Origin of the sequence: Bacillus sp. B1-WWTP-T-0.5-Post-4 (assembly GCF_009183795.1) — a bacterium.
Classification (GTDB): Bacteria; Bacillota; Bacilli; order Bacillales; family Bacillaceae_G; genus Bacillus_A; species Bacillus_A cereus.
Map to the genome: position 1 here is coordinate 161,694 of NZ_WEIJ01000005.1, position 13,933 is coordinate 175,626.

A 13,933-nucleotide genomic window follows, 5' to 3' on the forward strand; every position below is an offset into this window, starting at 1 on the left:
TTTGATGTGTTAATTGATGAAATAAGTGAATCAAAACGTAAAAAAATTATGATTAAAGCTAATAGAAAGTAAGGATACATATAAAAAAGCAAGAACGTATAACTACGCCTCGCTTTTCTCAAGTACAAAATTAAATATTAGATTCACTTAGCAACATTTACGCTCTTGTCCAATAGCTAAAGCGCTAAAAGATAGTGGGCCAACAACTTCTGCGCTTGCACCACTAGTAAGGTTTTCTACAGTTAATGAATATTCGTGTGTTCCACTGCTAACGTTTTGATCTATAGCTTGAAATGTTTGTACGTAGAATTGTTCAGAATCTGTAGATTCAATACCTACTTGCGCATTAAAAATTTCAATGTTATCACGGAAAATTCGGAATAAAACTTGTGAAGTCTCAGTTATACCTTCTACACCAATTGTAGCGATTAATTCTACTCGATTATTACGTGAATCTCTACTTGAAATTCTCAATTTCAAATTTGCTAAAATTGCTTTATTTGGAGAAGCTGGGATTGCAAAAGTTGTTTCACCAGTTTTACTAATAGGTTGAGTAGCTTGGTAATCAATGATATGAGTCATATTCTTCACCTCCTCATATACTAGAATATGAAAATAGTGAAGAATTAGCTTGGACAAATACTAGATTATTTAATAGAGTCAACAACAATTATTGAAAAGAAGAAATTCACATAAAAGCATTAAGAATATATCACAATAAGATGATATGCTTCTTAATGCTTTTTGTAATTAAGCAGAGTATTCTTCTTTACGTACTTCAAAAAATTCATTACGTCGTAAGTAATTATAAATTTTCTCTGAAACCTCTTCTTCTTCAGACACCAAGAAACGATGATCAAAAGCGTAGAAAGATTGACCTTTAATTAATTTTACGTAATACATATTAAACGCCTCCTGACACTAGATTATTACTTGCTTCATATTTATGATGGCCTATATGTCTGCTAAAAATACTTGAAGTTTCAAAGGGGATAAGCAGAGGGATGAAAGAGCTTACAATTCTGTAAGGTTTATGTCACCTTTTTCGATAGTTTACATTCGCTAATTTCTTCTATACTACAAATAAGTTACATAAAATAAGGGGGTAAAAAGATGGATGAAGTAATTGGAGAAGTTGTAGCAGGTATTTGTGAGTTTGTAGTGGAAGTAACAGCGGATGCTATAGGAAATTTAGTTTCCGGAAATGATGAGGAAAAAGAAACATTATAATAATTTGTAAAAGAATAAAGTTGATCGAATTATAAAGGCTGATTTCTAAAGGGGATTCAGCTTTTTTATTTTTTACATTATATTAACTTAATTTGAATATTCATTTGTTATCATATTTAAGAAGCCTATATAAGGAGGTGAATAAACAAATATGTCGAATTCAGGGCCTGATTTATCTGTTTCTCGTTTGATTGTGGTAAATATAGAGGAAAAAGAATATCATTTTATTGTTCGTGAACATCCGATTGTAGGGAAATTTATATCGCTATTTGAAAATGGAAAAGAATATGGTTTAATAGATAAACAAATCGCTAATAAAGATAAATTTATTACATCGGAGCTTACTAAGTTAGATTATTTTAATATAGATGTTTTATATCTTACACCTGGGTGGATATGGATTGGTATGGATCAATTTGGTTTACATGCTCGTGAGGCTACTTATAACGAAGTAGATGTTATTATGAAGTTGAAAGAGGATTTATATTATATAGATATATATGAAGAAATAAAAATGTAGTAAATATTTAGTCAGGTTAGGGGGCAAGTTCCCGTAGCCTTTTTTTGTTTAATGAAATAACGTATAATCATATTATTTTGATTATACGGGAACGTGATGAGAAGTGAGATGAAAAGAGGATTTGAAAATACATGAAGAGAATTGTAATAATTATATGAGTCGTATATGTAAATAACAATAGAAAGAAGATGATAATATGAGTAAAGAAGAGCTTGTGAAAAAACAGTTTGGCAGTAATGCAGATAAATATGTAAATAGTAAAATACATGCTAAAGGACTGGATTTACAATATGTAGTTCAACAAGTTGAGTCTCGTCATAATAATCGTCTTCTTGATGTTGCTACTGGTGGCGGACATGTGGCAAATATGTTAGCACCCATGTTTGAAGAAGTAGTTGCACTTGATTTAACAGAACAGATGTTAGAAAAAGCAAAAGTTTTTATAAAGCAGAATGGGCATGAAAATGTATCTTTTGTAGCAGGAAACGCAGAGGATTTACCATTTGCAGACCATTTTTTTGATACAATCACATGCCGGATTGCAGCCCATCATTTTACGAATCCGGCTCAATTTATTTATGAAGTAAATCGTACATTGAAGGATAATGGATTATTCATCTTAACAGATAATGTTTCGCCAGAAAATAATGAATATGATACATTTTATAATTTTATAGAAAAAAAGCGAGACCCAAGTCATGAACGAGCTCTAAAAAAGACAGAATGGCTTACTTTATTAGAAAAAAACGGTTTGCAAATGCAGTCATGTCTTACTTTTGATAAGAAGTTTGATTTTGACTGGTGGTGTAATATGATGGATGTCCCTTTACAAAAGCGTGAAAAATTAACAGAATGTATGATGAAAGCACCAAACGAAATGAAGGGATATTTTAATATTCAATTTAAAAATAATAAAGTAGAATCGTTCTATACTGAAATGGCTATGTTTATATGTAAAAAAAGTACAACGTTAAAAAGATAAATATGTTGCAGTCTTTCTGAAGTACGATATACTTAGTACAGAGAAACTGAGAATTGAGGAATAGTTATAATGATTCGTGTACGCATTGAAGGTTCTGAGGAAGAAATGCTTGAATTTATGGGGAAAATGCCAGACATTCCTGGATTTGAAAAGACACATATGAGAGAGCCGAGAAAAGGAAATAACCCGAAATACGATTCAAGTAAAAATGTACTTGCATATTTGTCTTATAAAAAGATTGAAGTCGCCAATAAATAGGCGACTTTTTTAGTTTGCGCTGTTTCACCGCCTTGTCTTTTTCACATAATAATAATAGTAGATTATGCTTAAGAGGGGTGAGAATAGTTAATAAGAAAATTATCTTTTTTGGAGATTTTGGTATTGATGACGCCGTAGCGTTAATTTATGCAAATAAAACATGTAAATTAGATATTCTAGGTATTGTTGCTGAGTACGGGAATGTATCACGAGATATCGTTACGGAAAATGTTTATTTTTTAGAAAGGTACTATGCTACACAAGTGAAAATTATTGAAGGTGCGAGTAGACCGATGACAGCTGAAGAGCCTTTGTTTTTCCCTGAAATCCACGGGGATCACGGTTTAGGTCCTATTATTCCACCTGAGATGAGAATTTGTAAACGAGAAAATTTTTGTGAATTAATCAAATTAATCGAACCTTGTCCAGAAGATATTATAATTGTGGCGACAGGGAGACTAACGACGCTTGCTACGTTATTTTTATTGTATCCAAATATAATGGATCGTATTTGTTCGTATTATATAATGGGCGGCGCTTTCCTATTTCCAGGTAATGTTACACCAGTATCTGAAGCGAATTTTTATGGTGATCCAATTGCAGCAAATATTGTTATGAAATATGCGAAAAACGCTAGCATATACCCGTTAAATGTAACACAGGGCGCGCTTATTACGCCTGAAATGGCCAATATAATAGATAAACAAGGAACTGGACAGGCGAAACTCATTAAACCAATGATTGATTTTTATTATGAGAATTTCTATAAAAAAGAATATCCGGGTATTGGTGGAAGTCCTATACACGATTTACTACCGTTTATCTCGTTTATAAATGACAGTATTTTCGAATATAAAAAATCGGCAGTGTGGATTAGTACGACAAATGATGTGACTAGGGGCCAAAGTGTAGCAGACTTTAGAAAAATAGCTGAGCCAACAAGGTTTGATGATCGGTCGATTCAAAGAATTGCTGTTGGTTTTAACTATGCTGCTTTTAAAGAAGAGTTTATGCGAACAATATTGAAGCCAGATTGTTCTTAATGTGTGTAATAACAAGTCGGATAAATCGTTAGTTCAAAAAAAGGTTTAATCTGTGTGTATTATTCTCAAAAATCTTAAAGTTGAACAACATGAATAACTTATGAAAAATGTCACATAACTAATGGTAAGCAATTGTTTCTAATTATATTTTGATTGGTGAAATGTAAAGGAGGTTATTATATGATTTGGTCTTTAATCGTCGGTGGTATACTAGGATGGCTTGCGAGCTTAATTACTGGAAAGGACGTACCTGGTGGTGTAATTGGTAATATTATTGCTGGTATTATCGGTTCTTGGGTTGGTTCGAAATTACTTGGTAGTTTTGGTCCAGTCATTGGCGGATATGCAATTATTCCAGCTTTAATCGGTGCGATCATTTTAATTTTCATCGTAAGCTTCTTATTACGAGCAATGCGAAAATGAATGTAAGGACTGTTTACATTTGTAAGCAGTCCTTTTTATATGTTATGCTAGTATTATACAATCAGGAGGTGTCAGCATTGAAATCATTTACAGTAAATTTCCATCAAGAAGATAATGCAAAAGCGACAACAGTACATAAATTAAGTGAAGAGGACTTCAATAAAGCAACTGAAAAAGGTACTCGTCATTTATTTGATTTAGATACAAACGTTGGCTTCTTCGTATTCTTTGATGCAGAAGATGCAGAAGGAAATGATCAATACTTAATGTTACAATATGAAGGGGATCATGAAGAACCAACTGCATGCTACGGATTTGATTTAAAACTATACTATCAATTTTTAGCACTATACTTAAACGATCTTGAATTCCAAGGCGAAACAGATGAGGAAGAGGAAGAATACGGTCCAATTCATCATTTAGCGCATTTACTTTATCATATTGTTGAAGATGGTAAATCAATCGAAGTGTAATATACATATTTGAAGCTGCTCTTTTTGGGCAGCTTTTTTATATGACATTGAAATGGTGTACTGTAAGCTAAATAAGGTGAAATTTTAATCAGTGGGGGTTTTGTTCATTCCCACTGATTATCAGCCCTCACCAATTTAGCTTTTACGGGCAGCAGGGCCCCCACCTAACTGCTTTGTTTCTGCTGAATTTTGAGGTGGGGATCTTACTGCCCGGCAAATAGCGGGATAAATTAATAATAGAAATTTATTTATTACTTTCATGTTAGCGTCGTAAAACACCTGTTATAATGATTGTAATTAAATTCTTGGAGGCTAATTCTATGCTTGTAGATGTAAAAGCTTTTATTAAAGCTGCAGGTTTAACATGTATTTCATCATTAAGTGGAGATAACACGTTTGCTTATAATTTTGAAACAGTAAAAAACACTATCGCTACATTTTTTAAGAAGCTAAGATTTACCGTTTAATTTCATTTCAACCAGTAGGAAAAGAGTAATCACTTCCTACTGGTTTTTTTGTTTCAAGGAGCTGTTGTGACAGCATGTTTTAAGTTATAGATAGAGGATATTATCATTGAGAAGAGAAGGTTTAAAGAAGGAGATGAATACGATGATTAACAATATAATTCCAAGTTTTTTAAAATTATGGGAAAGTGACGATTTAGAATTAGAAGTCCTTAATTAATACTATACTTCGCATCCGGTTGATTATCGAAATGAATAAAATACAATAGGGGGTAAAAATGATGAAGGTATATTTGAAAATAGTTATGTTATTTCTTGCTTTTACATGCACATTTGCATTAGCAGCATGTAAAGGGACAGACGAAAAAAAGGAAGCAAATCCAGCCTCGGAAAATAATAAAAATGAACAAAACAATTCTTCAGAAGAAAAGAAAAATCTTGAAGCAAAACCAAGTAATGAAAAAACAACAAAACCATCAGCTGAGCAAGATTCGAAAGATAGAACACTTAATCAAAAATCAATTAACCACGTTAAAGATTTGTTTGAACTAGCAAAAGAAGGAAAGGTACCTAATGTGCCATTTGGAGCCCATACAGGGGATATTGAAGAAATTGAAAAAGCGTGGGGGAAAGCAAGTAAAACCGAATATGCAGGGAATGGAATGTACGCAACTTTTACAAATAAAAATGTTGTTTTCGGATTTAATAAAGGGTCACAAGTTTTTGATGTACGCTCATATCATGCAGAACTAAAATTGATTACATTACAAGAAATTGAAAAAGCATTAGGAAAACCATCTTCAGTTAAAGAGAATGGTGAAGATAAAATATATGTATACAAAGTAAATAACCAGTATGAATTGAAATTTGTCATTCCAAAATCGACTGGTAAGGTCGATCATATTTCCGTATTTTCGCCAGAGGATAGTATTAATAAAATGGCAGGATAAGAAATTAAGTGATTTCAAAAACACCTCACTTTCTTGAAGTGAGGTGTTTTTAGTTGTAAACAAGGAACGTCTCCTGTCATATAAAACATACTTTCATATGCGAAATACTTCACTTTTGTTTTTTAATATTCATCCAATAAGGAATATTGATCTACTGAAAAAGTAGTAACCTATAAATTATGTGTAGGATGGTTCGCGATTTTTTTACGTTCCAAACTTTGAACAAATAGCGCTTGAACAATACCTCCAACTAATAAGAAGCTAGCACAAATATAAAACAGCATACTTCCATTTAACTTACTTAATATAACTGCACCAATAACTGGTCCACACGTTCGAGATATATCCCAGTGTATACCGTAAATTGAAAAATATAAACCACGTTTATCATGAGGTGCAATTTCTGAAACGAATCGTAATAAATGGTTTAGAGCAATACTTTCGCCAATGACTAAAAAGAGTAAGGTGAAGAATAACGAGAATATCGTCGTTGAATAACTAAAGCCAACCGCAGCTATTGTATAGCAGGCGTAAGAAATAAGGATGATTTTCGTCATAGAAAATCGTTCAGACCATTTTACGAGGAAGATTTGTAGAATGATTTCCAAAATGGCTTTGCATGTTGAAATAAATGCGAGTATGAATACGAGATTAGGAAATACATGTTCTGCAAAAATACGATAATTCGTCTCAGTTTGTGCATAAAAAAAGCTAATAGGAAGTGTAGAAACCATAAGACCGAATATGGCGTAATGTTTAAAAGCAAATTGCTTTGGTGAACTTGCCTCAACTGTTTGTTTCGACTTACTTATAGGTGGAACAGTTTCTGGGAGCTGGGTCCAAACAACAACGGCATATATCGTAAGAGTTACACTTTGCACGATAAATAAATATTCTGGGTGAGTATTATAAAAACTTGCACCGATTAAAGGGCCGACTACGGATCCGATTGCTCCCATCGTTTGTAGGAGAGCAAAAATTTCTGCTTGCTGCTCTTGTTTTGTTAAATCAGCAATTTGTGCACGTTGAGCTGGAATATATAAGGAACGGCCAATACCATTAATGACATATAACAGTGCAAATATAAAAACGGATTGAGCGAAAACGAAACTACCGATTGCAACACCTTGTAGTAATAATCCGAGTAACATAATCTTTTTTCGGCCATATTTATCAGTAATTCCTCCAGCAATAAGTGTAAATAAAATGTCTGAAAGTGGCTGTAATCCGAAAATTAGCATAGTTATTATTACATTGCCGTTTAACATTTTATTGACGTAAATAATCATAATGAGAGCTAACATAGATTCAGTCGTTCGGGTTAATAATTCACCACACAATCTAATAAAAATAGGTTTATTGTAACGAAGTAAGAGATAATTCAATATTAATTCCTCCTTTCTATATTGAAATGATAAGATGAAAGGAGAGTTGGAAAAAGGGTAGAAACTATAGGGAGGATTTTTCACCTTTTAGGGGGAGTATGATGTTTATTTTAGATCAATACATTGAACTATGGATTGCTTATGGAAAAGGAAAAAAAGAGGGAGAACGATTGGAAGTAACAGTGCAAAATATATCTGGTACATTATTTTGTACAGAGCGCAATAGTAAATTAATTATAAAAAAATTAGATGAGTTAAATTGGATTAAGTGGTTTCCAGGTCGCGGCAGAGGAAATCGGTCTAAGTTAATATTTCAAAAGCACCCGATATCTTTAATTTTAGATAGAGGAAAAGAAATAACGAAAAAAGGGGATGTGAAAAGCGGAAGTATATTTGTGGAACGCTATAGCTCACATTTTCCATCGGTAAAGGGAGAATATCATTCCTGGGTGGATTCAATATTTGGTCATAAGGTTGAAATGACATCTGAAGGGAGAAGAGATGTACTCCGGTTGCAAGTACAAATGAATTTAGATATCACATTAGATCCTGTATACGCTACAATGCGCTCAGAATGCCATATGGTAAAACATATATTCGACACACTCGTGTATGTAGACGGTAATACAAACATTATAGAGCCAAGACTTGCATTTCACTGGGAATATAATGACGCTGAAAAAATATGGACGTTTTACTTACGAAAAGGAGTTCACTTTCATAATGGAAAACAACTTACTGCACATGATGTTATATACTCGTTGAATCGATTTATGAAGCTGGAAAATAATGCACACGCATGGATGTTACAACACGTTGAAAGTATCCGTTCAGTGGATGACTACGTTTTCGAAATTCAATTACATACAGAAAATCGAATGTTTTTACATATGCTAAGTGCAGAACAGTGTTCTATCGTGAATGAAGATGAAGCAGGAGGGTTAATTGGAACAGGGCCTTTTCAATTATATAAAAGTAATGAAAATCTGTTCATTTTAGAAGGACATCCTTTATATTTTCGTGAAAGACCTTTTTTAGATCGTATTGAGTTGTGGAATGTAGAACAAGGTGTAAGTACATACGATGTTTTAGTAAAGGCGCAGTATAAAGATAAAGAAAAACATAATAAAGAATTGTCTCGGCTTGAGTCGAACGTGACATATATAACATGTAATCTTACGAAAGAAGGACCAATGCAAGATGCGTTATTTCGGAAAGCGTTATATAACATCATTCATGGTTATACAATCGTTCAAGAACTCGGCGGAGAACGTGGAGAAGTGGCAAAGAAACTAATATTAGCAAATGAAAGCATAGTAGATATTGACGAAGATATCGAAAGTTTAATTAAAAGGAGTACTTATCATAGTGAAGTGCTACAACTCTACACATTTACAGGACGAGATCATGTTGAAGATGCACAATGGATACAAAAAGAGTGTGCGAAGTACGGGATTCGTGTAGAAAATAATTTTCTTGAGATAGAAGAGCTATTGGAAGTAAGTACGATACAAAAGGCCGATATGATGCATGATAGTGCCACAATAAGTGAACGAATAGAAGATAGTTTATTATATATGTTTCTTACAAAAAATAGTTTTATTCATGGACAAAGCAGCATGGACTTTCATGAAAAGTTGTCTCCTTATTTTAGACAAGAAGAATTAGAGAAAAGAGTTACACTGTTACGCGATATCGAGGATACTTTGTTACGTCAAATTCATATTATTCCTTTATATCGTAATAAACAAGAGGTAAGTACACATGAAAAAGTTCAAAATATAATGATTAATTCACAAGGTTGGATTGATTTTTATAATATTTGGTTTAAATCTTGATATATAAGGGCTTTTGCACATTTTCATAAGATGTGTAAGAGCCTTTTTGTATGTGAGAATAGGTTTGTTTTACACATTGTTACGCTACTTGTGATAAAAGTCTATTTACAGCGTAACAGTGTTATGTTACATTGTTATCAGGAAGGAGTGTTATACAGTTGAGTACAGATTTAATTTCAAAAAAAGATTTATTAGAACTAACTGGTATTTCATACGGACAGTTATATAGGTGGAAAAGAAAAAATTTAATTCCGGAAGATTGGTTTGTACGAAAATCAACGTTTACAGGTCAAGAGACATTTTTTCCGAAAGAAAAGATATTAGAGCGTATCGATAAAATCCAAACGATGAAAGAGGATTTATCACTTGATGAACTAGCTAACATGTTTTCACCGAGTGTGAGAGAAATTCTTTTAACAAAGGAAGACATTTTATGCAAGGGAATTGCATCAGAACCAGTTTTACAATTTTTCATAGAACAAACGAATAAAACAGCAGAGTTTCAATTTGTAGACATTCTTTATGTGTACATGTTAGAAGAATTACTACAATCAGGAGAGATTAGTTTAGAAGAAGGAAAAATGGTCTTGCAAGTTTTACGTGAAAATTATGAAGCAATGAAACATAAAACTTGTGACTTAATCATCGTCCGAAAGTTAGGAATTTCTACATGTTTATTAGTTTCAAACGTGGACGATTTAATTTTTGAAAAAGGCACCAAAATCGTTTTACGCGAAGCGATTATGAAATATACCGAAGCATTAAAAACTAAATTGTTGTAGTGGAGGAGAAAGTATGCGTACAGATAATTTGATTATAAATGGTTACGGTTCATCGAATGGCGGCGAGTTTCATAAAGTGCAATTAAACGGAAAAGGAACTGTGAATGGAAATGTTGAATGTGAGCAATTTGAATGTAACGGTTACGGTGCAGTTACTGGTGATTTGAAAAGTAGCAGTGCACGAATTAGCGGATCTGGTAAAGTTGATGGTACAGTTCATGCTGAAACGATGCGAATTGATGGAAAAGCAACAATTACGCAAAATGTAAAAGCAAACAGTTTGAAAATTGCAGGAAAAGGTACGATAGGTGGAAATGTCACTGGTGAAGAATTTAAAGTCAATGGTCAAGCTACAATTGACGGTAATTGTGAAGTGGATACTTTTTCTTCAGAAGGACAATTTACAATCGGTGGTTTATTAAGCGCAGATGAAATTAATATAAATATTCACGGTACATGTCGAGCGAAAGAAATTGGTGGTCAAACGATTAAAGTAAGACATAGATCAGGTACATTTAGTAGGTTATTTAAAACAGTGTTTGGCTTGCAGTTAGAAGCTGAACTATTAGAAGGTGACAATATCGATATTGATTATGCTCATATAAGAACGGTAAGAGGAAACAATGTTACAGTAGGAGCAAACTGTGAGATTGAACTGATTGAATATACCGGTGTTCTTACTGTTGATAAAAATGCAAATGTAAAAGAAATTAAGCAGGTTTAACGGAAGGGAGAAATCAGTATGGAACATCCACATAGTCTCACAGTAAATGGTTCTGGTAATTCAGCAGGCGGAGATTATAATAAAGTGAAGATTCGCGGTGAAGGAACAATTACCAATGATATGAGTTGCAATGAGTTTAAAACGTACGGAACGAGTGATGTACACGGTAATGTGAAAGTGAAAAACTATGTCGTGTATGGAGATAACGAAGTACAAGGAAATGTAGATGCGGAATATGTAAAAGTATATGGTAATACACAAATTCATGGTGATGCTCATATTGAAAAAACAAAAGTTAGAGGTATGATAGATATTGAAGGAAAGTTTTCAGGTGATTTCGTAGATGTAAAAGGTGCTTTAAATGTAAAGGGAGATATTGAAGTAGAAGATTTATCATTAACTGGTGGTCTTGAAAGTGATGGATTACTTAATGCTGAAAATATTCAAATCTCACTTCGTTATGAAGGCAGTAAGGTAAGAGAAATTGGTGGTAAAAAGATTACTGTTCGTAAAAAAGCGAGATTTATTCCTTTTACTAGTCATGCTGGAAACCTCCAAACTTCGATTGTTGAAGGAGATGATATCTATTTAGAACATACGATTGCTGAAGTTGTAAGAGGCAACAACGTCACAATTGGTCCTGGATGTGAAATTAGTGTTGTAGAATATCATACTAGTTTTAATCAAAAAGGTAATGCAGTCGTAAAAGAACATAAACAAATATAAGTAGTATGAGGGAGAGCAAGAGATATGGTTGAGAAGAATAATAAGCTCGGCTTTGTTGTGGCGGGCTTATTGCTAGGTATTTTAATGGCATCGATGGATAATACCATTGTCGTAACGGCGATGGGAACAATCGTTGGTGACTTAGGAGGCCTCGAAAACTTTGTATGGGTCGTTTCTGCCTATATGGTCGCAGAAATGGCAGGCATGCCGATTTTCGGTAAGCTATCAGATATGTATGGTAGAAAGAGATTCTTTATTTTCGGTTTAATTGTCTTTATGATTGGTTCGGCACTTTGTGGTACTGCTGAAAATATTACACAGTTAGGTATTTATCGTGCCATTCAAGGTATTGGCGGCGGGGCATTAGTGCCAATCGCGTTTACTATCGTTTTTGATATTTTCCCACCTGAAAAACGCGGGAAAATGGGTGGTTTATTCGGAGCGGTATTTGGATTATCTAGTATTTTCGGGCCATTACTTGGCGCATATATTACCGATTACATTAGCTGGCACTGGGTATTTTATATTAACTTACCACTTGGCATTTTAGCACTTATTTTTATTACATTCTTTTATAAAGAATCACGCGTTCATAGAAAGCAAAAAATTGATTGGTTTGGCGCAATTACTTTAGTTGGTGCAGTAATTTGTTTAATGTTTGCTTTAGAACTAGGTGGACAAAAATATGATTGGGATTCTAGCTTTATTTTAAGCTTATTTGGTGGATTCGCCATTTTAATCATCGCATTCATTTTTATTGAACGAAAAGTAGAAGAACCAATTATTTCATTTGAGATGTTTAAGCAGCGCTTATTCGGAATGAGTACAATTATTGCTTTATGTTACGGTGCTGCATTTATGTCAGCAACTGTGTACATTCCGTTATTTATTCAAGGTGTATACGGTGGTACCGCAACAAACTCAGGATTATTACTTTTACCGATGATGTTAGGATCAGTCGTAACAGCGCAGTTAGGCGGATTTTTAACAACTAAACTTAGCTACCGAAACATTATGATTATTTCTGCGGTTATTATGCTAATTGGACTATTCTTATTAAGCACGTTAACACCAGAAACAAGTCGTGCATTATTAACAGTTTATATGATTATTATCGGATTTGGAGTCGGTTTCTCATTCTCTGTACTAAGTATGGCAGCTATTCACAACTTCGGTATGGAACAGCGCGGGTCTGCGACTTCAACGAGTAACTTCATTCGTTCGTTAGGAATGACACTAGGCATTACAATCTTCGGAATGATCCAAAGAACAGGTTTCCAAGATCAATTAGAAGAAGCATTTAAAGGGATGAGCGGGGGAATGAATACAAACGCTTTAGGGGATTCAAGAGCTATTCTATCAGAATCGGCAAGATCTCAAATCCCTCCGCAAATATTAGATAAGATTATTGACGCTCTTTCTAGTTCAATTGTTCAAACATTCATGTGGGCATTGGTACCAGCTGGATTAGCATTCATATTCATTTTCTTTATGGGAAATGAGCGCATGGTAATTAAGAAACAACAAACGAATAAAAAGAGTGAAACATCAAAAGCGTAATGAAAAAGCTCCTTTCTAATTGGAAAGGAGCTTTTTCGTATGTACGGTGTTAGATTAGCCTTCGATAATTTCGTATTCTTCGTCTGCAAGTAATAAAATTTGCGTTTTCTTGCCTTTGTTTTGAACTTCGATTACATCGTATGCGCCTAAGTCTCTTACTTTGCTTTGAGAAGCGTTAACCATAACTTCAATAGAATCAATTAAGATATCTTCTTCAATATATGATTCAGGCAATGCCATATCTTCAGTATCTAATACACACGCATATAGATTTTGTAAATTTTCAGCAGTTGGGTTTTGTTCCTCAACATCAATGATGTTTTTTACTGCTTCCATATTTTCCTCTTTTGCTTGGTATACTTTAATTTTAGCCATTGTTTTAATCTCCTTTATAACGTAATCGTAGAGGCTACACCTTATTATAACGTTTTTTTCATGAAAGATGAAATTGTTATATGTATTTATAGTAAAAATTATGTTTCCTTACTCAAAAATGGTGTGATTTCCATATAAATGTACGATTAGGTAACGATATTGCTACGTTAACGTTATATTGTCCAAGCTTTTCTTATTTT

Annotated in this window: 17 protein-coding genes; 13 read left to right on the top strand and 4 right to left on the bottom strand. The window is 33.5% G+C overall.

Translation table 11 applies throughout. The features are described 5' to 3' along the window. Positions 1 to 147: 147 nt before the first annotated feature. Entirely contained in the window at positions 148 to 582 is a 435-nt protein-coding gene (gene exsC / locus GBN91_RS17420; protein ID WP_000148797.1) for an exosporium protein ExsC, read from the bottom strand. Positions 583 to 750: 168 nt separating this feature from the next. Continuing rightward, positions 751 to 903: a YqbF domain-containing protein gene (locus GBN91_RS17425; protein WP_000291905.1), complete on the bottom strand. Its 153-nt coding sequence runs from the start codon at positions 901 to 903 to the stop codon at positions 751 to 753. Between the two features lie 478 nt (positions 904 to 1,381). On the opposite strand from GBN91_RS17425, the gene GBN91_RS17430 reads away from it, so the two are divergent. The 8 genes from GBN91_RS17430 (at position 1,382) to GBN91_RS17465 (ending at position 6,343) form a co-directional block, all read left to right on the top strand. Next, positions 1,382 to 1,750, top strand: a complete 369-nt coding sequence (locus tag GBN91_RS17430) for a hypothetical protein (RefSeq protein WP_000071478.1) — start codon at positions 1,382 to 1,384, stop codon at positions 1,748 to 1,750. A gap of 196 nt (positions 1,751 to 1,946) precedes the next feature. Continuing rightward, complete coding sequence (locus tag GBN91_RS17435; protein WP_000031301.1) at positions 1,947 to 2,732, top strand: class I SAM-dependent methyltransferase; 786 nt, start codon at positions 1,947 to 1,949, stop codon at positions 2,730 to 2,732. A gap of 69 nt (positions 2,733 to 2,801) precedes the next feature. Then, a complete protein-coding gene (locus tag GBN91_RS17440) occupies positions 2,802 to 2,990 on the top strand; it encodes a DUF3970 family protein (RefSeq protein WP_000621873.1) in 189 nt (62 codons plus the stop codon). A 77-nt stretch (positions 2,991 to 3,067) separates the two neighbouring features. Continuing rightward, complete coding sequence (locus GBN91_RS17445; RefSeq protein ID WP_152121863.1) at positions 3,068 to 4,033, top strand: nucleoside hydrolase; 966 nt, start codon at positions 3,068 to 3,070, stop codon at positions 4,031 to 4,033. Positions 4,034 to 4,213: 180 nt separating this feature from the next. Beyond that, positions 4,214 to 4,456, top strand: coding sequence for a GlsB/YeaQ/YmgE family stress response membrane protein (locus tag GBN91_RS17450; protein WP_000638306.1), 243 nt, complete (start codon positions 4,214 to 4,216; stop codon positions 4,454 to 4,456). A 77-nt stretch (positions 4,457 to 4,533) separates the two neighbouring features. Beyond that, positions 4,534 to 4,929, top strand: coding sequence for a hypothetical protein (locus tag GBN91_RS17455; RefSeq protein ID WP_000834883.1), 396 nt, complete (start codon positions 4,534 to 4,536; stop codon positions 4,927 to 4,929). Between the two features lie 320 nt (positions 4,930 to 5,249). Continuing rightward, positions 5,250 to 5,396: a hypothetical protein gene (locus GBN91_RS17460; protein ID WP_000959548.1), complete on the top strand. Its 147-nt coding sequence runs from the start codon at positions 5,250 to 5,252 to the stop codon at positions 5,394 to 5,396. 275 nt (positions 5,397 to 5,671) lie between these two features. After that, positions 5,672 to 6,343 (top strand): YjgB family protein, encoded by a 672-nt coding sequence (locus GBN91_RS17465; protein WP_152121865.1) that lies wholly within the window; start codon positions 5,672 to 5,674, stop codon positions 6,341 to 6,343. A 170-nt stretch (positions 6,344 to 6,513) separates the two neighbouring features. On the opposite strand, the gene GBN91_RS17470 is transcribed toward GBN91_RS17465, so the two are convergent. Continuing rightward, the gene (locus tag GBN91_RS17470) at positions 6,514 to 7,728 is read right to left on the bottom strand and encodes an MDR family MFS transporter (protein WP_152121867.1); all 1,215 of its coding nucleotides are present in this window, start codon (positions 7,726 to 7,728) and stop codon (positions 6,514 to 6,516) included. A 101-nt stretch (positions 7,729 to 7,829) separates the two neighbouring features. Here GBN91_RS17470 and GBN91_RS17475 point away from each other — a divergent pair, with 101 nt between their 5' ends. The 5 genes from GBN91_RS17475 (at position 7,830) to GBN91_RS17495 (ending at position 13,358) form a co-directional block, all read left to right on the top strand. After that, a complete protein-coding gene (locus GBN91_RS17475) occupies positions 7,830 to 9,566 on the top strand; it encodes an ABC transporter substrate-binding protein (RefSeq protein WP_016122689.1) in 1,737 nt (578 codons plus the stop codon). A gap of 158 nt (positions 9,567 to 9,724) precedes the next feature. Further along, on the top strand, positions 9,725 to 10,348 hold the full coding sequence (locus GBN91_RS17480) for a YhbD family protein (RefSeq protein ID WP_000102241.1): 624 nt from the start codon (positions 9,725 to 9,727) through the stop codon (positions 10,346 to 10,348). 13 nt (positions 10,349 to 10,361) lie between these two features. Continuing rightward, a complete protein-coding gene (locus GBN91_RS17485) occupies positions 10,362 to 11,072 on the top strand; it encodes a bactofilin family protein (RefSeq protein ID WP_001258384.1) in 711 nt (236 codons plus the stop codon). 18 nt (positions 11,073 to 11,090) lie between these two features. Next, positions 11,091 to 11,798, top strand: a complete 708-nt coding sequence (locus GBN91_RS17490) for a polymer-forming cytoskeletal protein (RefSeq protein ID WP_000400903.1) — start codon at positions 11,091 to 11,093, stop codon at positions 11,796 to 11,798. Between the two features lie 24 nt (positions 11,799 to 11,822). Beyond that, positions 11,823 to 13,358 (top strand): MDR family MFS transporter, encoded by a 1,536-nt coding sequence (locus GBN91_RS17495; RefSeq protein ID WP_000229612.1) that lies wholly within the window; start codon positions 11,823 to 11,825, stop codon positions 13,356 to 13,358. 54 nt (positions 13,359 to 13,412) lie between these two features. Here GBN91_RS17495 and GBN91_RS17500 read toward each other — a convergent pair whose 3' ends face one another. After that, entirely contained in the window at positions 13,413 to 13,733 is a 321-nt protein-coding gene (locus tag GBN91_RS17500; protein WP_001062733.1) for a hypothetical protein, read from the bottom strand. Positions 13,734 to 13,933: the final 200 nt, after the last annotated feature.